At 72.9% G+C, this 22,096-nt stretch carries 12 protein-coding genes; 7 read left to right on the top strand and 5 right to left on the bottom strand.

The window, feature by feature from the left end:
- Nucleotides 1-132 precede the first annotated feature (132 nt).
- On the top strand, nt 133-1,338 hold the full coding sequence (locus tag ABFX46_RS15920; protein ID WP_346042911.1) for an RNA-guided endonuclease InsQ/TnpB family protein: 1,206 nt from the start codon (nt 133-135) through the stop codon (nt 1,336-1,338).
- Nucleotides 1,339-1,368: 30 nt separating this feature from the next.
- Here the strand turns inward: ABFX46_RS15920 and ABFX46_RS15915 are convergent, their stop codons facing one another.
- Nucleotides 1,369-12,300, bottom strand: coding sequence for an amino acid adenylation domain-containing protein (locus ABFX46_RS15915; protein ID WP_346042910.1), 10,932 nt, complete (start codon nt 12,298-12,300; stop codon nt 1,369-1,371).
- A gap of 449 nt (nt 12,301-12,749) precedes the next feature.
- The gene (locus ABFX46_RS15910) at nt 12,750-14,237 is read right to left on the bottom strand and encodes an amino acid adenylation domain-containing protein (RefSeq protein ID WP_346042909.1); all 1,488 of its coding nucleotides are present in this window, start codon (nt 14,235-14,237) and stop codon (nt 12,750-12,752) included.
- Nucleotides 14,238-14,496: 259 nt separating this feature from the next.
- Between ABFX46_RS15910 and sbnA the strand changes: the two genes are divergently transcribed.
- Complete coding sequence (gene sbnA, locus ABFX46_RS15905) at nt 14,497-15,474, top strand: 2,3-diaminopropionate biosynthesis protein SbnA (RefSeq protein WP_346042908.1); 978 nt, start codon at nt 14,497-14,499, stop codon at nt 15,472-15,474.
- A gap of 10 nt (nt 15,475-15,484) precedes the next feature.
- Nucleotides 15,485-16,528, top strand: a complete 1,044-nt coding sequence (gene sbnB, locus ABFX46_RS15900; RefSeq protein WP_346042907.1) for a 2,3-diaminopropionate biosynthesis protein SbnB — start codon at nt 15,485-15,487, stop codon at nt 16,526-16,528.
- Between the two features lie 26 nt (nt 16,529-16,554).
- Here the strand turns inward: sbnB and ABFX46_RS15895 are convergent, their stop codons facing one another.
- Nucleotides 16,555-17,448 (bottom strand): NAD(P)H-binding protein, encoded by an 894-nt coding sequence (locus tag ABFX46_RS15895; RefSeq protein WP_346042906.1) that lies wholly within the window; start codon nt 17,446-17,448, stop codon nt 16,555-16,557.
- Nucleotides 17,449-17,520: 72 nt separating this feature from the next.
- Here ABFX46_RS15895 and ABFX46_RS15890 point away from each other — a divergent pair, with 72 nt between their 5' ends.
- On the top strand, nt 17,521-18,162 hold the full coding sequence (locus ABFX46_RS15890; protein ID WP_346042905.1) for a TetR/AcrR family transcriptional regulator: 642 nt from the start codon (nt 17,521-17,523) through the stop codon (nt 18,160-18,162).
- Between the two features lie 217 nt (nt 18,163-18,379).
- The gene (locus ABFX46_RS15885; RefSeq protein ID WP_346043195.1) at nt 18,380-19,465 is read left to right on the top strand and encodes an epoxide hydrolase family protein; all 1,086 of its coding nucleotides are present in this window, start codon (nt 18,380-18,382) and stop codon (nt 19,463-19,465) included.
- A 35-nt stretch (nt 19,466-19,500) separates the two neighbouring features.
- Here ABFX46_RS15885 and ABFX46_RS15880 read toward each other — a convergent pair whose 3' ends face one another.
- Entirely contained in the window at nt 19,501-20,091 is a 591-nt protein-coding gene (locus ABFX46_RS15880; protein WP_346042904.1) for a Uma2 family endonuclease, read from the bottom strand.
- Nucleotides 20,092-20,238: 147 nt separating this feature from the next.
- On the opposite strand from ABFX46_RS15880, the gene ABFX46_RS15875 reads away from it, so the two are divergent.
- Both ABFX46_RS15875 and ABFX46_RS15870 read left to right on the top strand, forming a co-directional pair.
- The gene (locus tag ABFX46_RS15875) at nt 20,239-20,481 is read left to right on the top strand and encodes a hypothetical protein (RefSeq protein WP_346042903.1); all 243 of its coding nucleotides are present in this window, start codon (nt 20,239-20,241) and stop codon (nt 20,479-20,481) included.
- Nucleotides 20,482-20,574: 93 nt separating this feature from the next.
- Nucleotides 20,575-21,672 carry an acyl-CoA dehydrogenase family protein gene (locus tag ABFX46_RS15870; protein ID WP_346042902.1) on the top strand — a complete coding sequence of 366 codons (1,098 nt, stop codon included), beginning with the start codon at nt 20,575-20,577 and terminating at the stop codon, nt 21,670-21,672.
- Here the strand turns inward: ABFX46_RS15870 and ABFX46_RS15865 are convergent.
- On the bottom strand, nt 21,647-22,057 hold the full coding sequence (locus ABFX46_RS15865) for a DUF2000 family protein (RefSeq protein WP_346042901.1): 411 nt from the start codon (nt 22,055-22,057) through the stop codon (nt 21,647-21,649). The genes ABFX46_RS15870 and ABFX46_RS15865 overlap by 26 nt on opposite strands.
- Between the last annotated feature and the right edge of the window lie 39 nt (nt 22,058-22,096).

The raw sequence follows: 22,096 nt of genomic DNA, 5'->3' as shown, positions 1-22,096 counted from the left end.
TTCAGCTTCAGACCGGGGAGAAACGCGGACGCCGCCGGGCGCGGCCTGGCGCAGCCGGGACAGGCGACGGCCCATGCCCATTGACATCTCAAAGTCATCACACGAACACGGAGCGCATGTGAACTGGCGGTCATGCGGACGGCGTACAAGTGCCGGGCCTACCCCGACCCCGAGCAGGCGGCCACCTTCGTCCGCACGTTCGGCTGCGTCCGCCTGGTCTGGAACAAGACCCTCGCCGAACGGCACCGCGCCTACCACACCGACGGCAAGAACACCTCCTACAGGCAGACCGACGCCGCGTTGACCGCGTGGAAGAAGACCCAAGACCCGGCGTTCCTGTCGGAGGTGTCCAGCGTCCCGCTGCAGCAGGCGCTGCGCCACCAGCACACCGCCTTCGCCAACTTCTTCGCAGGACGCGCCCGCTACCCCCGCTTCAAAACGCGCAACTCCCGCCAGTCCGCGCACTACACCCGCTCCGCGTTCCGGATGAACAACGGCGAACTGCGGATGGCCAAGACAACTGCGCCGCTGGCGTTCGTGTGGTCCTTTGCGGACGTGGATCTGGCCACGCTCAACCCCACCATGGTCGTGATCTCTCGGAGCCCCGACAGCCGTTGGTATGTCACCTTCGCCGTCGACACCGACACCCCCGACCCCCTGCCGGCCGCCGGGCACCAGATCGGCCTCGACCTGGGCGTGAAGGACTTCGCGGTGACATCCGACGGGGACCGCATCGCCAACCCCCGCCACCTGGAGCGCAAGGCGGCGAACCTGGCCCGCTACCAGCGGCGCATGGCCCGCAGGCAACCCGGCTCGGCCAACCGGCGCAAGGCCAAGAACAAGGTCGCCCGATCCCACCGCAAGGTCCGCAACGCCCGCGTCGACTTCTTGCACCGCACCAGCACGAACCTCGTCCGCCAAGCGGACGTCATCGTGATCGAAGACCTCGCGGTCGCCAACATGATCCGCAACCGCAGCCTGGCCAAGGCGATCTCCGACTGCGGATGGGGCGAGTTCCGCCGCCAGTTGGCATACAAGGCCGGACGCGCCGGACGCACCCTGATCGTCATCGACCGCTGGTACCCCTCGTCCAAGACCTGCTCGAACTGCGGGCACCTGCTGGAGAAGCTGAGCCTTTCCACCCGGCACTGGACGTGTCCGGGCTGCCGCACCCGGCACGACCGGGACCACAACGCGGCCAAGAACATCCTTGCGGCTGGTCGAGCCGTAGCCGGAGGCAGCACCTCCGGTGATGTCTGTGGAGCTGATGTCAGACGGCAAGGGTCCTCCCTTCCGCAGTCGGCCGCGAAGCAGGAACACCCACGGCGCGAGCCGTAGGGACCCCCTTCTTTCGGGGAGGGGTGGAAGTCAAGATTTGTGCCTCCACGCGGTCTGCAGCTTGTCGATCTCGGTCTGGTCCAGGTCGACGAGCAGGTCGGACGGGGTGAAGCCGGCCGCGTCGCCGGCGGCGGCGTCGGCGGCGAGGGCGCGCAGCGCGGTGAACCAGCCCTCCGCCAGCTCGCGGACGTCGGCGGGCTCCAGCAGGCCGCCCGGCCACGTCCAGGTCGCCGACAGCACGGGCCCGCCGGGCAGGTCGCGGGTGACCGCGTTGATCTCCAGGACGTGCGCGAGCGGCATCGCCGGGTCCTCGCCCGCGGGGAGGTCCTCGGCGGCGAGCGTCCAGTCGCCGCCCTCGTCCCCGGCCGCGACCCGGCCGAGGTAGTTGAAGGCGATCTGCGCGGGCGGGACGGCGGCCAGCTCCTCGGCGGCGTCGCCGCCGCCGAGGCGCAGCAGGCCGTAGCCGATGCCGCCGTCCGGGATCGCCCGGAGCTGCTCCTTCACCGTCTTGAGCGCCGCGCCCCCGGTCGCGTTGCCCGCGTCCAGCCGGACCGGGTGGATCGAGGTGAACCAGCCGGCGGTGCGGGACACGTCGGCGCCGGGCACGACGTCCTCGCGGCCGTGGCCCTCCAGGTCGATGAGGACGCCGGTGCCGCGCCCGCCCCGGTGCCGGCGCCACTGGGCGACGGCGAGGGCGAGGCCGGTGAGCAGCACGTCGTTGACCCGGCCGTGGAAGGAGGCCGGGACGTCGGTGAGCAGCGGCCCGGTGACGTCGGCCGGCAGGTCGAGGGTGACCGAGCGGGCGCGGGCCGCGATGTCGACGCGCGGGTCGAGCGGCCGCTTCGCGAGGTTCTGCGGCGGGCCGTCGACGATGTCGAGCCAGTCCTCCAGCTCGTCCTCGCCCCGCTCGGACGCGGTGAGCTTCTGCGCCCAGCGGCGGAACGAGGTCGGGACGGGGTCGAGCGCCCCGCCGGCCCAGGCGGTGACGAGGTCGGGCAGCAGGATGCGCCACGACACGCCGTCCACGACCAGGTGGTGCAGGACGAGGAGGAGGCGGCCCTGCTCCTCGCCCGCGTCGAACCAGACGAGCTGCGCGACCGTGCCGGCGGACGGGTCGAGGCGGTCGCGGGCGGCGGCGGCCTGCTCGGTGACGACGGCCTGGAGCTTGTCGGCGTCCAGCCCGGCGGCGTCCACGCGGGTGACGAGGTCGGCCGCGTCGCACGCCCCGGGCGGGCGGACGACGGGCTGCCATCCGTCCAGGCGGAGCCGGAGCATGTCGTGGTGGTCCAGGAGGGTCTGGAACGCGGCGGTCAGCCGCTCGATGCCGAGGTCCGGCGGCGTGCGCAGCAGCGTCGACTGGTGGAAGCCGCGGATGAGCGCGGCGTCGCCGCCGACCCGGTCGCGCAGCCACGCGACGATCGGGGTGACGGGCACGGGGCCGGTCCCGGCGCCGGGCGCCTCGGCCTCGACCTCCTCGCCCTCCCCGACCGGCGTCGCGGTCGCGGCGAGCTCCTCGACGGTCTGGTGCTGGAACACGTCGCGGGGCGTGATGACCAGGCCCGACTGGCGGGCGCGGGACACCAGCTGGATCGCGATGATCGAGTCACCGCCCAGGTCGAAGAACCCGTCGTCGATCCCCACCCGCTCCAGGCCCAGCACCTCGGCGAACAGCCGGGCGAGGGTCTCCTCCTCGGCGGTGCGCGGCGTACGGGACGACACCTTGGCGGCATAGTCGGGGGCGGGAAGCGCCTTGCGGTCCAGCTTGCCGTTGGCCGTCAGCGGCAGCGCGTCCAGCTCAACGACCACGGCCGGGACCATGTAGTCGGGCAGGTCCTTGCCGGCGAACCGGCGCAGCTCGGCGGAGTCGACGCCCGATCCGGCGACGTAGGCGACCAGGCGGTCGTCGCGGACGATCACCGCGACGTCCGAGACCGCGTCGTGGCGGGCGAGGGCCGACTCGATCTCGCCGAGCTCGATCCGGAAGCCGCGCAACTGCACCTGCTGGTCGCTGCGGCCGAGGTATTCGAGGCGGCCGTCGTCCAGCCACCGCCCGACGTCGCCGGTGCGGTACATGCGGGTGCCGGGCGCGCCGTAGGGGTCGGCGACGAACCGCTCGGCGGACAGGGCCGGGCGGTTCAGGTAGCCGCGCGCCAAGCCGGCGCCGGAGACGTACAGCTCGCCGACGACGCCCGGCGCGACCGGCTGGAGGCGGTCGTCCAGGACGTAGACGCGCAGGTCGGGGATGCCGACGCCGATGACGCTGCCCGGCGCCGTCGCCGCATAGGCGCGGTCCAGGGCGATGTACGACACGTGCACCGTGGTTTCGGTGATGCCGTACATGTTGACGAGCGTCGGAGCGTTCTCAGGATGCCGGGAGTACCAGTCTTCGAGACGGCCGAGCTCCAGGGCTTCGCCGCCGAAGACGATGGAGCGCAGCGCCAGATCGGCACCCGGGTTCGCCTTGTCGGCCGCCATGAGCTGGTAGAACGCCGACGGGGTCTGATTGAGGACGGTGACCTTCTCAGCGTCCAGCAGCTTGAGGAAGTCCTCCGGCGACCGCGACGTCAGATACGGGACGACCACCAGTCGGCCGCCGTACAGCAGCGGACCCCACAACTCCCACACCGAGAAGTCGAACGCATAGGAGTGGAACAACGTCCACACATCGTCCGGACCGAACTCGAACCACTGCTCGGTCGAGCGCAGCAGACGCACCACGTTCTGGTGCGGGATCACCACACCCTTGGGACGACCCGTCGAACCCGACGTGTAGATGACGTACGCCGGGTGATCCGGATCGATGGCGACACCGGGGTTGGAGTCGTCGTAGCCTGACGCGTCCAGGTCGTCCGGGCCCAGCGTGAGGACGGGCTTGGCGTCCTCGACCATGTACGCGATGCGGTCCTCCGGATAATCCGGATCGATCGGCACATACGCGGCACCCGTCTTCAACACCGCGAGGATCGCCACGACAAGGTCGGCCGAACGCGGCAGCGCCAACGCCACGAACTGCTCAGGACCGACACCCTGCCCGATCAACCGGTGCGCCAGACGATTCGCCCTCGCGTTCACCTCGCCATACGTCCACGACACACCATCGAACGTCACCGCGAACGCCTCCGGACGCACCGCGACCTGCGCCTCGAACAGCGCCGGGATCGATGTCCGCTCCACGGGGGCGGCGTCGCCGCCGGCCCACGCGCCGAGGATGCGGGTCCGCTCGTCCGCGGAGAGGACGTCCGCGGCGCCGATCGGCGCGTCCGGGTCGGCGAGCAGCGCGGCCAGGTACCGCTCGAACCGCTCGACGAGCCGCCGCGCGGTGGCCGGGTCGTAGAGGTCGAGCGCGTACTCCAGCTCACCCTCGAACCCGTCCTCCCGCTCGGTGAGGATCATGAGCAGGTCGAACCGGGACGCGCCGGCGGAGAGGGGCTCCGGCTCGGCGCTGAAACCGGGCGCCTCCAGCCGCGCCTCCGGGTTGTTCTGGAAGGTCAGGCCGACCTGGAACAGCGGGTGGCGGGCCAGGTGGCGCGGCGGGTTCAGCACCTCGACGAGCCGCTCGAACGGGACGTCCTGGTTCGCGTACGCGGCGAGGTCGGTCTCCTTCACCCGTCCGACCAGGTCCCGGAACGACGGGTCGCCGGAGGTGTCGGTGCGGAAGACGAGCATGTTCACGAACATGCCGACGAGGTCGTCCAGGGCCTCGTCCATGCGGCCCGCGATCGGCGAGCCGATCGGCACGTCGGTGCCCGCGCCGAGCCGGGTCAGCAGGGCGGCGAACGCGGCCTGGGCGACCATGAACGGGCTCGCGCCGGTCTCCCGCGCGATCGCCATGAGGGACGCGCGGACGTCCGCCCCGAGCAGGAACCGCTCGGTGCCGCCCCGGTAGGACGCCTCCGCCGGGCGCGGCCGGTCGGCCGGGATCGGCAGTTCCTCGGGCAGGCCGGCGAGGGCGTCCCGCCAGTAGGCGATCTGCCGCGAGACCAGGCTCTCGGGGTCGTCCTCGGAGCCGAGCAGCTCCTGCTGCCAGAGCGTGTAGTCGGCGTACTGGACGGGCAGCGGCGCCCAATCGGGCGCGGTGCCGCCGGCGCGGGCCAGGTAGGCGGTGACGAGGTCGCGGGCGAGCGGCGCCATCGACCAGCCGTCGCCGCCGACGTGGTGCAGGAGCAGCAGCACGACGTGCTCGTCCGGGCCGATCCGGAACAGGTGGGTGCGCAGTGGCGGCTCGGCGGTGATGTCGAACGCGTACCCGGCGGCCGTCGCGAGCCGCATCGGCAGCTCCGCCTCGGTCGTGCCGGCGACCTCCAGCTCGGGGCGGGCGGCGGCCGGGTCCAGGACGAGCTGGCGCGGCGCTCCCCCGGCGTCCGGCAGGACGGTGCGGAGCGTCTCGTGCCGGTCCACCAGGTCGCCGATCGCGGCGCGGAGCGCGTCCGCGTCCAGGGGGCCGCGGATGCGCAGCGCCACCGGCATGTTGTAGGTCGCCGACGGCCCCTCGAAGCGGTTCAGGAACCACTGCCGCTGCTGGGCGTAGGACGGCGGGACCACGGCGGGGCGTTCGCGGGGCTCCAGCGCCGGGCGGCCGGCGCCGCCCCCCTCCAGGGCGGCGACACGCGCGGCGAGGCCGGCGACGGTCGGCGCCTCGAACAGGGCGCGGACGGGCAGCTCGACCCCGAGGGCGCGGCGGATCCGGGTCGCGACCCGCATGGCGACGAGCGAGTCGCCGCCGAGGTCGAAGAAGTCGTCGTCGATGCCGGGCGCCTCGATGCCGAGGAGGTCGCCGACGATGCCGGCGACGGCGGCCTCGCGGGCGTCGCGCGGCGCCCGGTAGGCCGTGCCGGGGCCGGTCGGCTCCGGCTCGGGCAGCGCCTTGGTGTCGACCTTGCCGTTCGGTGTGAGCGGCAGCTCGTCCATGACGACCACGACGGCCGGCACCATCGACTCGGGCAGGCTCTCCCGGACGTGGGCGCGCAGCTCCTCGGAGTCGACGGACTCGCCGGGGGCGGCGACGACGTAGGCGACCAGCCGGCTGCCGCCGGGCGCCGCGCTCCGCCGGGCCATGGCGGGGGTCTCGGCGGCGCCGAGCGCGGCCAGCACGGTCCGCACCTCGTCCGCGCCGGGCAGCGCGATGTCGCCGACCCGGCGCTCCGGGTCGGCGACGAGAGTGCGGACGAGGCCGTCCAGCAGGGCGGTCAGCCGCTCCGCGGTGGCGCGGTCGAAGACGTCGGGCCGGTACTCCAGCCGGAGCCGGAGCCGTTCGCCGGGGACGGCGAGCAGGGTCAGCGGGTAGTGGGTGGCGTCGACCAGGTCGGCGTCCACGAGCCGGACCCCGTCGAACGCGGCGTCGAGCAGCGCGGCGTCGAACGGGTAGTTCTCGAACACGGTCATCGTGTCGAAGAGCGGACCCGTGCCCGCCGCGCGCTGGATCTCGCCCAGGCCGAGGTGGTGGTGGGCGAACAGCGCGGACTGCTCGTCCTGGAGGCGGCCGAGGCTCTCCGCGAGGGTCTCGGAGTCGCGCAGCCTGACCCGGACGGGCAGCGTGTTGATGAACAGCCCGACCATCTGGTCGGCGCCGGCCAGTTCGGGCGGCCGGCCGGAGACGGTGGCGCCGAACACGACGTCGGAGCGCCCGGTGAGGCGGGCCAGCAGCAGCCCCCACAGGCCCTGCACGACAGTGTTCGGGGTGAGGCCGCGGCTCCGCGCCCGAGCGGTCAGCTCGTCGGACAGCTCCCGGCTCAGGTCGAGGACGACCGCTTCGGGCAGCACCGGCGGTGCGTCGGCGGCGGCGGGCGCCAGCAGCGTCGGGCCCTCGATGCCGTCGAGCGCCGCCCGCCACGCGTCGCGGGCGGCGTCGCCGTCCTGGGCGTCCAGCCAGGCCAGATGCTCCTTGTACGGCGCGGTGCGGGCGGGCCGCCCGCCCGAGTACAGGGTCAGCAGCTCGCCGGCCAGCACCGGGACGGACCAGCCGTCCAGGATGATGTGGTGCGCGGTGAGCAGGAGGCGGTGGCGGGCGGGGCCCAGCCTGAGCAGCGCGAAGCGCAGCAGCGGCGGGCGTTCGAGGTCGAAGGGGCGGGCCCGCTCGTCGGTCATGACGCGCTGGACCTCGTCGGCGGAGGCGCCGTCCAGGTCGACCGCGCGCCAGGGCGCCTCGGCCTCGCCGAGGACGATCTGCACGGGGGTGCCGTCGCCGGTCTGCGCGAACGCGGCCCGCAGGCCCGGGTGCAGGCCGGTGAGCGCCCGCCCGGCCGCGCGCAGCGCGGGGACGTCCAGGGGACCGTCGAAGTCCAGGACGAGCTGGGCGGTGTAGACGTCGGAGCCGGAGTCGAGCAGCGCGTGGAAGAAGAAGCCCTGCTGGAGCGGGGACAGCGGCCAGATGTCCGCCGGCCCCGGATGCGCCGCCTCGATCTCGGCGACCTCCGGCCGGGTCAGCGCGATCAGCGGGAAGTCGGACGGCGTGCGCCCGCCGCCGCCCGCCGCGACGTGTGCGGCGATGCCGCGCAGGGCGTCGAACCAGGCGGCGGCCAGCTCGCGGACGTCCGCGCCGTCCAGGACGCGGCCGGCCCACGTCCAGGTGGCCGACAGGCGCGGCCCGGCGGCGGAGTCGCGGGCGATCGCGTCGATCTCCACGGTGTGGGCGAGCGGCATGGCGGCGTCGCCGCCGCCGTCCAGGGCGCCCGCCTCGGCGGCGATGCTCCAGTCGCCGTCGCCGGCCTCGACCCGGCCGAGGTAGTTGACGACGATCTGCGGTGCGGGCAGCGCGGCCAGCTCCGGGCCGGTCGCGTCGTTCAGGTGGCGGAGCAGGCCGTAGCCGATGCCGTTGTCGGGCAGCGAGCGGAGCCGCTCCTTGACGTTCCGGACGGCCTCGCCCACCGCCGGGCCGCCGGCGAGGACCTCGTCCCAGGCCGCGCCGCCCGCGTCGAGCCGGACGGGGAACATGCTGGTGAACCAGCCGACCGTGCGGGACAGGTCCAGTTCGGCGCCGTGCCCGAGTTCCTCGCGGCCGTGGCCTTCCACGTCGACCAGGACGGCGGCGTCGCGGGTCGGGACGCCCCGGCGGCGGCGCCACTCGGTCACGGCGAGCGCCAGCCCGGCGAGCAGGACGTCGTTGACCCGGCCGTGGAACGCGGCGGGCACGCCGGTCAGCAGCGCCGATGTGGTGGCCTCGTCCAGCTCCAGGGTGAGGCTTCCGGCCGTGCCGCGGGTGTCCCGGGCGGGGTCGAGGGCGCGCGCGCCGAGCAGCGGGTCCTCGGTCCGCAGCATCTCGGTCCACAGGGCGAGTTCGGCGGCGCGGTCGGTGCTGGCGGCCTCGTCGGCCAGCCGCCGCGCCCAGGTGCGGAAGGACGCCGGGACGGGTTCGAGTGCTCCCCCGGCCCACGCGGTGACGAGGTCGGGCAGCAGGATCCGCCACGACACGCCGTCCACGACCAGGTGGTGCAGCACGACCAGCAGCCGGCCGAGCGCGTGCTCGCCGGCGTCCAGCCACACGAGCTGCGCCATCGTCCCGGACGCGGGGTCGAGGCGCCCGCGCGCCAGCTCGGCCTGCTCCGCGGCGGCCTCGGCCAGGGCCGCGTCGCCGGCTCCGGCGAGGTCGATCCGGTGGACGCAGGCGGCGGCGTCGACGGCGCCCGGCGGGGCGATCCGCGGGTCGCCGCCATCGGGGACGCTGATCCGCAGGGCGTCGTGGTGGTCCAGCACCGCCTGGAGTGCGCGGGTCAGATCGTCGACGCCCAGCGCCGGCGGGGTGCGCAGCAGGATGCTCTGGCTGAACCCGTCCGACGGGCCGCCGAGGTCGCGCAGCCACCGCATGATCGGGGTCGCCGGGAACGCGCCGACGCCCGCGCCGGGCTCCTCGGCCGCGCCGCCGACCCCGTCCGCGCCCGCGTCCGCGTCCGCGTGCCGCACGACCTGCGCGAGCGCCTCCACGGTCGGGTACCGGAACACCTCGCGCGGGGACAGCACGAGACCGGACCGGCGGGCCAGCGACACCAGCCGCATCGCGATGATCGAGTCGCCGCCGAGGTCGAAGAACCCGTCGTCGATCCCGACCCGCGCGACGCCGAGCACCTCGGCGAACAGGTCGGCGAGGAGCTTCTCGGCGGGGGTGCGCGGCTCGCGGCCCGACGCCCGCGCCGCGAAGTCGGGGGCGGGCAGCGCCGCGCGGTCGAGCTTGCCGCTGGGGTTCAGCGGGAACGCCTCCAGCGGCACCACCGCCGCCGGGACCATGTACGCGGGCAGCGTCTCGCCGGCGAAGTCCCGCAGTCCGTCCGGGTCGGGCGCGGCTCCGGGCTCGGCGACGACGTAGGCGACGAGGCGCGGGTTGCCGGGCTGGTCCTCCCGGTGGACCACGACGGCCTGCGCCACCGCCGGGTGGCGGGCGAGCGCGGTCTCGATCTCGCCCGGCTCGATGCGGAAGCCGCGGATCTTCACCTGGTGGTCGAGGCGGCCGAGGTACTCGATCTGCCCGGCGCCGTTCCATCGGGCGAGGTCGCCGGTGCGGTACATGCGCTCGCCGGGCGCCCCGAACGGGCAGGCGACGAACCGCTCGGCGGTGAGAGCGGAGCGGTCCAGGTAGCCGCGGGCCAGGCCCGCGCCCGCCAGGTACAGCTCGCCGGGCACGCCCACCGGGACGGGCCGCAGCGACGCGTCCAGCACGTAGGCGCGGGTGTTGGCGATCGGGCCGCCGATCGGGGCGCGGCCGGCGAGGTTGCCGTCGTCGAACCAGGCCGTCGCGTAGACGGTCGCCTCGGTCGGGCCGTAGATGTTGGCGATGCGGGCCTTCGGCATGAGGGCCCGCAGGTCCTGGACGAGCTTGGCGGGCAGCGCCTCGCCGGCGAGGACGACGTCGCCCGCGTCCAGGCCCGCCGCCCCGGCCGCGAGCAGCGCGGACATCGCCGACGGCACGCCGCTGACCAGCGTCCCGGACCAGCCGCCGCGCTCGGCGACCTCCAGCAGGTCCCGGACGACCTCGATGTGCCCGCCCATCGTGAGCGGCGTCAGCCACTCGAACACCGACACGTCGAAGTTCAGCGACGTGGAGAACAGGACGCGGGCGAGGCGGTCGGGGCCGAAGTCCCTCCGCGCCCACGCGCACAGGTCGACGGCGCTGGCGTGCGAGACGACGACGCCCTTGGGACGTCCCGTCGAACCGGACGTGTAGATGACGTAGGCCGCGTTGCCGGGGAGGAGCGGCCGGACGCGGTCGGCGTCGGTGGGGGCGTCGGGCGGGTACGCGGCGAGGTCGAGGTCGTCCAGCACGACGCGGGGCGTCGTGCCGGGCAGGTCGGCGTCGGCGGTGGTGATGACGCAGGCCGGGGACGCGTCGTCCAGCATGAACGCGATGCGGTCGGCTGGGTAGGCCAGGTCGATCGGCTGGTAGGCGGCGCCCGCCTTCAGCACGCCGAGCGCCGCGGCGATCAGGTTCTCGTCGCGCGGGAGGGCGAGGGCGACGAAGTCCCCCGCGCCGACGCCGCGGCCGATGAGGTGGCGGGCGAGGCGGCCGGCGCGCTCGTCCAGCTCCCGGTAGGTGAGGGTCGCGCCGGCGTGCGTGACGGCGGGCGCGTCCGGGGTGCGGGCCGCCTGCGCCTCGAACAGCTCCGGGACGACGGCGGGCTCCACCGGCAGCGCCGTGTCGTTCCACTCCTCCAGCACGCGGGAGCGCTCGGCGCCGTCCAGCAGCTCGACGTCGCGGAGCGGCGTGGCCGGGTCCACCGCGCCGAGCGCGCGCATGAACCGGACGTAGCGGTCCAGGTGCGCGGAGACCTGCTCCTCGGTGTACAGGTCGGGGTGCGCCTCGAAGTCGACGCGCATCCCGGCGCCGTCGAAGTTGTCGTAGATGTTGATCGACAGGTCGTCGACCGGCCCGGTGGTGAGCGCGTGCATCCGCGCCGGCAGGCCCGCGAAGTCCAGCCGGTAGTCGAAGGCCATGATGTTGATGACCGGCCCGTACAGCCGGTGCGGCTCGCCCACCAGCTTCAGGTCGCGCAGCAGGTCGTCGCGCCGGTAGCGCTGGTGCCGCAGCGCCCGCGCCGTCGCCCGCGTCGTGGCGCGGACCAGGTCGTCCACCGTCATGCCGGGGCGGACCCGGACCCGCAGCGGCAGGATCGTCGACAGCATCGACGGCGTCTCCAGCGCCAGCCCGGACGTGCGGCCGGTGACGGCCAGCCCGAGGATGACGTCCTCGGTGCCCGTCATCCGCGCCACGTACCCGGCGGTCGCGGCGATCGCCAGGGCCGGCGCCGCCGTGCGCAGCCGGCGCGCCCCGGCCGCGAGCGCGGCGGCCCCGTCCGGCGGGACGAGGCCGGTCAGGCTCCGGTAGTCGGCGGTGGGCTCGGCCGTCTCGGCCGACAGCGACACCGCGACCGGGCGGTCGGCGAACCGCTCGGTCCAGTAGGCGCGGTCCCGCTCGAACCTCTCCGACGCCCGGTACTCCTCCTCGGCGGCGAGCAGCGCCCGGTAGTCGCCGAGTTCCGCCGGCACGTACTCGCCGCCGTTCGCCAGCGAGGTGTAGACCTCGGCGGCACGGCGGCTGATCAGCGAGCCGCTGTAGCCGTCCTGGATGACGTGGTGGGCGCGGATGAACCAGCGGTGCAGGTCCGGCGCCAGCCGCAGCAGGGCCGTGCCGAAGAGCCGGCCGCCGTCCAGCGGCAGCGGCTCGGCCATCCGCTCGCGCATCCACGCGCGCGCGGCGGCGTCGGGGTCGGGCTCGCCGGACAGGTCCACCAGCGGGATCGACACGGAGGCGTCCGGGTCGAGGATCTGGTGGACGGTCCCGTCCCGCTCCTCCAGCCGCGCGTTCATCGCGAGCACCTCGTGGGCGCCGATCCGCGCGACGCGGTCGAACAGCTCGTGGTCGAGCGGTCCCTCGATCTCGATGTACTGCGCGATGTGGATCGGCGTTTCCGGCGCCAACTGCTGCGCGTACCAGACGCTCTGCTGAGCGGCCGAAAGAGGAACGAACTCGATGGACATCAAGCGGCACTTTCCCGGTCGAAGGGGGTTTCCTTTGCGCCCGGCATCGGAACCGGCAGGGCACCGGCGGGCAGAAATTCAGAGAGAATGACCACAGAACTGATCGGGCTTTCCCCGTCCCCTTTCACCCCGAGCCGCTTCCGGGAACGCGATCGGCCCGCGTTTTCCCGGAGTCAACGCCCTGTGTTCCCGCCAATACAGAGCGCCGTCGCTTTCCGCTCTGACCGGAACCGCCCTCGACCCACGTTCTACTCAGGAGTAGCGGAGTCACAGTCAACCAGCCTGTCACATGCCTCGCAATCCCCTCAAAAGTAGAACTTGGCCGGTCCCGTTGCTAACAGGAGTGACAAAACCGCCGGTCCCCGTCCGGTGCCGGGACGCTCTCGACGCTCACCGGATGACAAAGGTTGACAACCGGATCGACCCAGTCAGGTCACCGAGCGTGACGATCAGCGGGCCGGGTACTCGTGCACGACCACCACGGCGGCGCCCACCGCCGGGTGCCGCTGCAGGACCGCCTCGATCTCGCCCAGCTCCATCCGCACCCCGGCGATCTTCACCTGCCGGTCGACGCGTCCCAGGTACTGCAGGGTGGGCCGGTCCTCGCCGCCGGCGCCCGCCGGCAGCAGCTTCACCGCGTCGCCCGTCCGGTAGAGGCGGCCGGTCGGGGACGAGGCGTCGAACGGGTCGCGGTAGAACGCCTCGCGGGTGCGCTCGTCGTTGCCGAGGTAGCCGCGGCCGACGACGACGCCGCCGACGAACAGCTCGCCGGTCTCGCCGATGCCGCAGGCCGCCCAGGCGCCGCCGTCCTCCTCGCGCAGCACGTACAGGCGCGCGTTGACGATGGGCGTGCCGATGGGGAGGCGCAGGAGGTCGAGGTCGCCGGCGGTCACGGTGTGGTGGGTGACGTCGTCGGAGCACTCGGTCGGGCCGTAGGCGTTGAGGAGCCGGGCGTGCGGCATCGCCTCCAGCCAGCGGCGGGACAGCTCGGCGGGCAGCTCCTCGCCCGTCGCGATCATCCAGCGCAGGGCCGTCAGCGAGCCGGGGGCCAGGTCGTCCAGCAGGTGCCTGACCATGGTGGGGACGAGCTCCACGATCGTGATGCCCCGGTCGTCCACCGCGCGGGCGAACGCCTCCGGGTCGTGCGCGACGTCGTCGCCGATCACGTCGATGCGGCCGCCCAGCAGCAGCGGGCACAGCATCTGCCAGATCGAGATGTCGAAGCCGAGCGGCGCGGTGAACGCGACGACGTCGGCGCCGGTCAGCTCCAGGTCGATGATCTTCGCCCAGAGGTGGTTGAGCATGCCCTGGTGCTCGACCACCGCGCCCTTGGGGCGGCCCGTCGAACCCGAGGTGAACAGGACGTACCGGGGCTGGTCGAGGGCGTCCAGGCGGGGCTCGCCGGCCCACGGGGCGAGCCCCTCGGCGGCGGCCGCGCGGACGACCCGGCACCCGGCCTCCGCGGCGCCCTCCAGCAGGGCGGGGGCGGTCCCGGCGGCGTCCACCGCGACCAGCACGGACGCGCCCGCCTGGTCGAGGACGTCGCGGACGCGCCCGGCGGGCCAGGTGTCGTCGGCCGGCACGTACAGGGCGCCGACCAGCTCGATCGCGAGGAAGGCGGCGATGACGGCCGCGCACCGCTCGCCGCCGACGCCGACGACCGTGCCGGGCTCGACGCCCTCGGCCTCCAGCAGCGCGGCGATGCGGCGGGCCTCGGCGGCCAGCTCGGCGTAGGAGAGGGTGCGGTGCCGGTCGGCGACCGCCGGGCGGTCGCGCTCGGCGGCGAACCGCTCCACCCGCGTGATGACCGGGTCGGCGAGGTCGACGCCGCGCTCGCGGAGCATGCCGTGCCGGGCGGCGAGCTCCCGGGCCCGGTCCGCCTGCGCCGCCGGCACCTCCAGGGCGGGCAGGGCGGCCGCAGGCAGCAGCCGGTCCACCGCGGGTCCGCGAGCACTCATCATTACTCTCCGTGTTGTAGGACCACTCCGCTGTAACAGCAATACGAGCGGAGGCCATAGCTTATGTCCGGCGTTCACCAGAAGCACCTCGCATTCCCACCCTACCGACGGGTAAGCAGAGGGTTGCGACGGGAAGATGCGCGAAGGTACGGTGATGCTCCGCATGGCTCTGGCGTGAGGCCCGGCGGCGAACTCGGGGGAAGATGAGGGAATTGTTTCTTCATTTGAGGGTGGACGCGTGCCGATAATCACCTCGCCGCAGGATTTCAATGTCGACGACCTTTACGTCGATCTGCGGCATGTCATAGACCGGCCGATCTACCTCAAATGCGAGGGCTTCAATTTCGCCGGCTCGGTCAAGCTGAAGGCGGCCGCCGCGATGGTCGAGGCGGCCGAACGCGAGGGCGTGCTCACCGCCGATTCGATCATCGTGGAGTCGTCGTCGGGCAACCTCGGGATCGCGCTCAGCCTGATCGCCGCGAGCCGCGGTCTGAAGTTCGTGTGCATCACCGACCCGCGCTGCAACCCCGCGTCGATGCGGGTCATGCGGGCACTCGGCGCGGAGGTCCGCGTCGTGTCCGACAAGGACGCCAACGGCGGCTACCTCGGCGGGCGCATCGCCTTCGTCCGGGGCCTGTGCGAGTCGGACCGGCGGTACGTCTGGCTGAACCAGTACGCCAACCGCAACAACTGGATGGCGCACTACCGCGGGACCGCGCCGGCGATCGACCGCGAGTTCCCCGACCTGGAGGTTCTCTTCGTCGGCGCCGGGACGACCGGGACGCTGATGGGCTGCGCCCGCTACTTCCGCGAGCGCGGGCGCCCGGTCACGATCGTGGCGATCGACGCGGTCGGCTCGGTCACGTTCGGCGGCGTCCCGGAGCGGCGGATGGTGCCGGGCCTCGGCACGAGCAGCCGGCCCGCCCTCGTGGACGAGTCGTTCATCGACGACGTGGTGCACGTCCCCGAGCCCGACACGATCCGGACCGTCCGCGCGCTCGCGTCCCGCGGGTTCCTGTTCGGCGGGTCCACCGGCACCGTCGTGTCCGGCGCGTCCCGCTGGCTGGACGAGAAGTACCCCGGCGAGGACCCGGTCGCGGTCGCCATCGCCCCCGACCTCGGCGAGCGCTACCTCGACTCGATCTACGAGGAGGGCTGGGTGCGCGAGCACTTCGGCGACGTGCTCTGCGACCCGGCCGGTATCCTCGGCGACTGATCATCGACAAATGACGGAGTTTCCCACCATGACGCAGGTCCCAGCATTCGCCGTGGTCTCCGGCGCCCAGGTCCACGAGGCCGTCGCCGGGCGCGAGGAGCAGGTCACCCGGATGGTCGAGGCGGCCTACCGGCTGCACGGCGAGGGCCTGACGGTCAACCCGGACTCCTACTTCCTGCGGTTCCCGGACCGCCCGTCCGACCGGATCATCGCCCTGCCGGCCTCGGTGAAGGGCGACGTCGGCGTGCACGGCATCAAGTGGATCTCCAGCTTCCCCGGCAACGTCGCGAACGGCGTCCCGCGCGCCTCGGCGGTGCTGATCCTGAACGACGCGGAGACCGGCTACCCGTTCGCGTGCCTGGAGAGCTCGATCATCTCCGCGGCCCGCACCGCCGCGTCCGCCGCCCTGGCCGCCGCCGTCCTCGCCGACGCCCGCGGCGGCCGCCCCCGCCGGGTCGGCTTCATCGGCGTCGGGCTCATCGCCCGCTACATCCACACCTACCTGGCGGGGAACGGCTTCACGTTCGACGAACTGGGCGTCCACGACCTCTCCCGCGAGCACGCCGAGGGCTTCAAGGGCTACCTGGAGCGCTCGGAGAAGGGCGAGATCACGATCCACGACTCCGCCGAGTCGCTGATCCGCGCGTCCGACCTGGTCGTCTTCGCGACCGTCGCCGGCGAGCCGCACGTGCACGACCCGGCCTGGTTCGAGCACGACCCGCTCGTCCTGCACGTGTCCCTGCGGGACCTCTCCCCCGAGATCATCCTCGCCTCCTACAACGTGGTGGACGACGTCGAGCACTGCATGAAGGCCAACACGTCCCCGCACCTGGCCGAGCAGAAGGTCGGCAACCGCGACTTCGTGGCCGGCACCCTCTACGACGTCCTGACCGGCGCGACGAAGCCGCCCGCCGGCAAGCCGGTCGTCTTCTCCCCCTTCGGCCTCGGCGTCCTGGACCTGGCCGTGGCCAAGTACGTCTACGACCAGGTCTCCGCCGCGGGCGCCCTGCACACCGTCCCCGACTTCTTCCACGAACTGAAGCGCTACGGCTGACCCCCGGCGGTCGGACCGCTCGGTGGTCAGACGGCGCGCACCGCCGGTTCGAGGGTTTGCTCGCACCACTGGTGGAAGGTGGTGGGGGTGTCGGTCGCGTGCTGGGGGGTACGGGTGACGCCGTCGTCCAGGCCCTTCTCCTTGGCCTCCAGCATTTCGACCATGCCCTCGACCATGCCGGGGGACATGCCGCGGCCGGTGAGCCGCTCTTCGAGTGCCTGGGCGGGGATCTGCCTGTACTGCACGGGCGTCCCCAGCACATCGGAGATGACGGCGGCCATGTCGGTGTAGGTGAGGTCCTCGGGGCCCAGCAGCGGGACCTCCGCGCGGCCGGTCCACGTGGTGTCGAGGAGCAGGCGGGCTGCGACGGCGGCGATGTCCCGGGTGGCGACGACGCGCAGGGGGCGGTCGGGGGTGATCACGTCGAAGAACAGGCCCTGCTCTTTGATCGCCTGGACCTGGCGGAGCAGGTTGTCCATGAAGCCGGCGGCGGTCAGCGCGCGGAAGGCGGCGCCGGTTCCGGCGATCAGGTCGTCCATGGCCAGGGAGGCGGTCACGTACCCGGCCTTGTCCGCGTGCGGGGTGCCGCGGCCCAGGGCGCTGACGTCGACGACGCGCCCGACTCCGAGGCGGCGCATCGCCTCCGCGGCGGGCGCGGTGAAGCCGGCGAAGGCCGCGTCCACGTCGGCGGCGCGGGGATCGGGCGGGAGCAGCCAGAACACGGCGTCGACGCCGTCGAAGGCCCGCGCGACGACCTGCGGGTCTCCGTGCGACCCTGGGACGACCTCGACCCGTTCGCGGACGCCGGCGGGCAGCCGGGCCGGGTCGCGCGCGATGACGCGGACCGGCTCGCCGCCGGCGAGGACGGCGTCGAGGACCCGGTGTCCGATGTTTCCGGTGGGAGCGGTGATGACGATCATGACTGGCCTCCAGCGGCACGGCATCAAGAAAGTAAACTCGACTGTACCGTTTATTTTTGGGGACGGCACCCGATGAGTCCAGAAGGCGCTGCCCGGATCCGGCAGCGGCGCGGCGCGGAACTGCGCCGGCACATACTGGTGACGGCCAAGGAGGTGTTCCTGGAGACCGGCTACGAGCGGGCGTCGATGGACACCGTCGCGGCACGCGCCGGGACGTCCAAGCGGTCCCTGTACGCGCACTTCGAGAGCAAGGACAAGCTGTTCCTCGCGATCCTCGACCTCATCCGCGAGCTGTACCTGATCAGGCTGAAGACGCCGGACGCCTACGCCGCCGACCCGGCCGAGGCCGTGGCGCTGTTCTGCGGGCGCTTCCTCCAGCTGATGACGTGGGAGCCACAGGTGCGGACTTGCCGCCTGTGCATCGCCGAGGCCGAGCGCCTGCCGGGCAGTTCGAGCGCCTACTTCGACGCCATCTTCGCCACCACCAGGGACATCCTCACCGCGTACCTGGCCGACCACTTCGATGCGGACGCCGGCCCCCTCGCGGAGGACCTCCTGGCCCGTACCGTGCTCCCCCGCCTCTTCCGCACGCTCCTCAACGTCGAGGGCGCGTTCAAGGGCGACCCCGGCGAAGACGTCCTCCCCGAAGCCGTGGACCTCTCCGCGATCCGCCGCCTGGTCACGTCCACCCTCCCAGCGGAAGCCGCCACATAGCGGGTGCTACGGACGGCCCCAGCGCACGCTCGCGACTCCGCTCCACTGCCCGCCCGCGCCGGCCTCCTCGACCGTGCCGGCGATCAACGCGGTCGAGCGAGCAGAGCCCATCCATCCCACATCGTTGGCCGGGCCAACGAATCGTGTTATCGTTGGCTGCACCAACGTTGGTCGCTCAAACGATGGGCGGCCAGGGGATCCGGTTGGAGTTGAGATGATGATCAAGCCGTTCCGCATCGACGTCCCGCAGGCCGACCTCGATGATCTGGCCGAGCGGCTCGGTCGCACCCGGTGGCCCAACGAGGTCGACGGCGCAGGATGGGACTACGGGTTCCCGCTGGCCCGGGCCCGGGAGCTGGCCGAGTACTGGCGCACCGGGTACGACTGGCGGAAGCACGAGGCCGAGCTCAACGAGCTGCCGCACTTCACCACCGAGATCGACGGGCAGAACATCCACTTCGTGCACGTCCGGTCGGCGAGGCCGGACGCGCTCGCGCTGGTCCTCACGCACGGCTGGCCCGGCTCGTTCCTGGAGTTCCTGGACGTGATCGAGCCGCTGTCGCGCGACTTCCACCTGGTGATCCCGTCCATCCCCGGCTTCGGGTTCTCCGGGCCGACCCGCGAGCGCGACTGGGGCGTCCCCCGGATCGCGCGGGCCTGGGCCGAGCTCATGCGCCGGCTCGGGTACGAGCGCTACGGCGCGCAGGGCGGCGACTTCGGCTCGGGCATCTCCCTCGCGCTCGGCGCGGCGGCGCCCGAGCAGGTCGTCGGGGTGCACGTCAACTACCTGCCGACCCGGCCGGACCCCGCGGTCGAGGTGTCGGAGGCGGACGAGGCCCGGCTGGACACGGTCAGGAAGCTGATGGCGAACCGCCCGCCGTTCCAGGCGCTGCAGGCCCTCACCCCGCAGACCATCGGCTACGCGCTGACCGACTCGCCGGTCGGCCAGCTGGTCTGGATCGCCGAGCGCTTCGCGCAGTGGACCGACCCCGGCACGCCCGTCGACGACGACCGGATGCTGACCGACATCTCGCTGTACTGGCTGACCGCCACCGCGGCCTCCTCGGCGCGGCTGCACCACGACGCTCCGCGCGGGCAGGTCGCGGCGTGCCGGGCGCCGGTCGGCGTGGCGGTGTTCGCGCACGACATCACCCAGTCGGTGCGTCCGCTCGCCGAGCGGCTCTACGACGTCCGGCACTGGTCGGAGTTCGACCGGGGCGGCCACTTCGCCGCGATGGAGGTGCCGGACCTGTTCGCCGGGGACGTCCGGGACTTCTTCCTCGGCGTGGCCGAGCCCGGCTGAGACCGGCTGAGCGTCACGGCCGCCGCGCCGCGGGCTCAGGCGAAGCCCGAGGTGTCCAGTTCGATCTCGAACGGCTCCGGCAGCGGGAGCGACTTGCCGAAGGGCGCCTGGTCCGTGTGCCGATAGTCGGTGCGGTCGGTGCCGCTGAACAGCGTCACCGTCCGCTCGTCGCGGTCCACGAGCAGATAGAACGGAATGCCCGCGCGCGCGTACCCGGTCCGCTTGGCCTGCCGGTCCTGCGTCGCTCGGGAGGACGTCACCTCGACGACCATCACGATGGCGTCGTTGTCGGCGGGCATCCAGGAGGCGGCCCCGCGGAAGGGGTCCGCCTCAGCGGAGACGAAGGTGATGTCCGGAATCACATGGTTGCTAGGGAGACCCTCGGTGCCCGGCACCTTGAGGCCCTTGTTGCCGGAGCATTCCAACTCCGTGGCGCTGTACCGGATGACCTGTCGGATGATCTTGGCTATGCATCCTTCGTGGTCGCCTAGGGGGGGTGGGGTCACGACGATCTCTCCGTCGATCAGCTCGGCTCGGAAGCCCTCTGGGGTGTCGAGGGCGAGGAAACCTTCGAGGAGACCATCGTCGTCTCCATACGACAGAGGCTCATGAACCATCGCAGTCATGCTCTGCTCCTTTCCTCGCGGGCGAGTCTATGAGCAGAGCGCCACCTTCCGCATACAGATCGTAGCAATGGAGTCTTGCATGCCCAGCCTACGGCTCCCCTCCGGCGGTGGGCAGATAGAACGAGTGCGAGTGGGCACGGTTTGTCTATGGATGAGCGAAATGTTGGACGTGGGGACGTCCAGGAGCTGTCGGACTTCGAGCTGGCGGTGTACGAGACCGTCGCGGAGATCGACAAGGACGGCGGGGCCGCGGACTTCGAGACGATCGGGCGGCTCGTCGGCGGTCCCGAGGAGGACGTGTGGGCGGCGCTCGGGCACCTGGTGCTGATCAACCACCTGCACTCGACCACGAAGGGGTACGTCCTCGGGCCGCACGACTGGGCGCCCTGACCGTCCCGGTGGCCGGGACGGCGCCGGGCCGCGCGGCGGGCGCGCGGCAGGATGGGCGTGCAAGCGTTGGGTCGTGCGCGGGAGGCCGCCGGAATGAAGCTCGTCGTCACCGAGGAACAGCGGGAGCTGCGGGACGCGCTGCGGCGCTTCTTCGCCGACCGGTCCCCCGCCGCCGAGGTGCGGCGGCTGATGGAGACGCCCGAGGGCCACGATCCGAAGGTGTGGGCGCAGATGGCCGAGCAGCTCGGGCTGCAGGGCCTCGCGATCGCCGAGGAGCACGGCGGCGCCGGGTTCGGCGTGCGGGAGCTGGCGGTCGTGTTCGAGGAGATGGGGCGGGCGGTCGTGTGCTCCCCCTTCCTCGCGACGATCACCGCGGCGGCGGCGCTGGAGGCCGGTGAGGGCGGGCACGACCTGCTGCCCGGCATCGCGGACGGGTCGGTGATCGCGACGCTGGCCGTGGCCGAGGACGGCGGGTCCTGGGATCCCGCCGACATGGAGGCCCGGTTCGAGGACGGCCTGCTGCGGGGAAGCAAGAACTTCGTCCTGGACGGGCACATCGCCGACCTGGTCCTCGTCGCGGCCAGGGGCGGGGACGGCGTCGGCGTCTACGCCGTCGAGGACGTGTCGCGCCTCGTCCGGACCCCCGCGGTCACGCTCGACCAGACGCGGAAGCTGGCGCGGATCGAGTTCGACGGCGTCCCGGCGCGGAAGGTCGGCGGGGAGGACGCGATCCGGCGGGCGCTCGACGTCGCGGCCGTGGCGCTGGCCGCCGAGCAGCTCGGCGGCGCGCAGAAGACCCTGGACATGACCGTCGAGTACGCGAAGGTCCGGCACCAGTTCGGACGTCCGATCGGGTCGTTCCAGGCGATCAAGCACCGCTGCGCGGACATGTTCGTGCTGGTCGAGTCGGCCCGGTCGGCCGTGCTGAACGCCGCCGCCGCCGCGGACGAGAGCCCGCGGGAGCTGCCGGCCGCCGCCGCGCTGGCCAAGGCGTACTGCTCGGACGCCTACTTCCACACGGCGGGCGAGGCCATCCAGCTGCACGGCGGCATCGGGTTCACCTGGGAGCACGACGCGCACCTGTACTTCAAGCGCGCCCAGGGCTCCCGGCAGCTGCTCGGCGCGCCCGACCGCCACCGGGAGCGGCTGGCCGCGCTCGCCGGCCTCACGGGTGCAGCCGCAACCCCTTGAGGACCTTGTCCACGCCGTTCCTCGGGCCGTGGACGGCGAACCCGACCAGGGGCATCTCCTCGGCCGCGACCGCGCGGACGGTCTCGCGGTTGGCCTCGTCGTGGCCGGTCTTGAACATGTCCTCGATGTAGACGGCGGCGTCCATGCCGCGGGCGAGGGCCCGGCCGTGCGCCGTCAGGATCGCCTCGGCGCCGGCCTCGTAGACCAGCACCGGCTGCCGGAACATCGCCAGGTACCGGTTCCCGGACGCGTCCTCGTAGGGCTCGCCGATGACGCCGGGCACGCCGGCGGCGACGGCGCTCGCCAGGAACGCGGTCACGTTGAGCCGCTGCCAGGCGGCCAGGTCGTCGCGGACCACGATCCCGATCTTGGTGTCGAAACGCATGCGACGCAGGGTCGCGCACCGGACGGCGGTCCGTCTTGA

Origin of the sequence: Actinomadura chokoriensis, from assembly GCF_039529475.1 — a bacterium.
Taxonomy (GTDB): Bacteria; Actinomycetota; Actinomycetes; order Streptosporangiales; family Streptosporangiaceae; genus Spirillospora; species Spirillospora bangladeshensis.
This window is presented reverse-complemented; position numbering and strand designations above follow the sequence as displayed.

Bases quoted from the DNA above. Each gene is read 5' to 3' on its own strand.
- ABFX46_RS15920 (WP_346042911.1), top strand. From the start codon at position 133: ATGCGGACGGCGTACAAGTGCCGGGCCTACCCCGACCCCGAGCAGGCG.
- ABFX46_RS15915 (WP_346042910.1), bottom strand. From the start codon at position 12,300: ATGTCCATCGAGTTCGTTCCTCTTTCGGCCGCTCAGCAGAGCGTCTGG.
- sbnB (WP_346042907.1), top strand. From the start codon at position 15,485: ATGACGGAGTTTCCCACCATGACGCAGGTCCCAGCATTCGCCGTGGTC.
- ABFX46_RS15895 (WP_346042906.1), bottom strand. From the start codon at position 17,448: ATGATCGTCATCACCGCTCCCACCGGAAACATCGGACACCGGGTCCTC.
- ABFX46_RS15890 (WP_346042905.1), top strand. From the start codon at position 17,521: ATGAGTCCAGAAGGCGCTGCCCGGATCCGGCAGCGGCGCGGCGCGGAA.
- ABFX46_RS15885 (WP_346043195.1), top strand. From the start codon at position 18,380: ATGATCAAGCCGTTCCGCATCGACGTCCCGCAGGCCGACCTCGATGAT.
- ABFX46_RS15880 (WP_346042904.1), bottom strand. From the start codon at position 20,091: ATGACTGCGATGGTTCATGAGCCTCTGTCGTATGGAGACGACGATGGT.
- ABFX46_RS15875 (WP_346042903.1), top strand. From the start codon at position 20,239: ATGGATGAGCGAAATGTTGGACGTGGGGACGTCCAGGAGCTGTCGGAC.
- ABFX46_RS15870 (WP_346042902.1), top strand. From the start codon at position 20,575: ATGAAGCTCGTCGTCACCGAGGAACAGCGGGAGCTGCGGGACGCGCTG.
- ABFX46_RS15865 (WP_346042901.1), bottom strand. From the start codon at position 22,057: ATGCGTTTCGACACCAAGATCGGGATCGTGGTCCGCGACGACCTGGCC.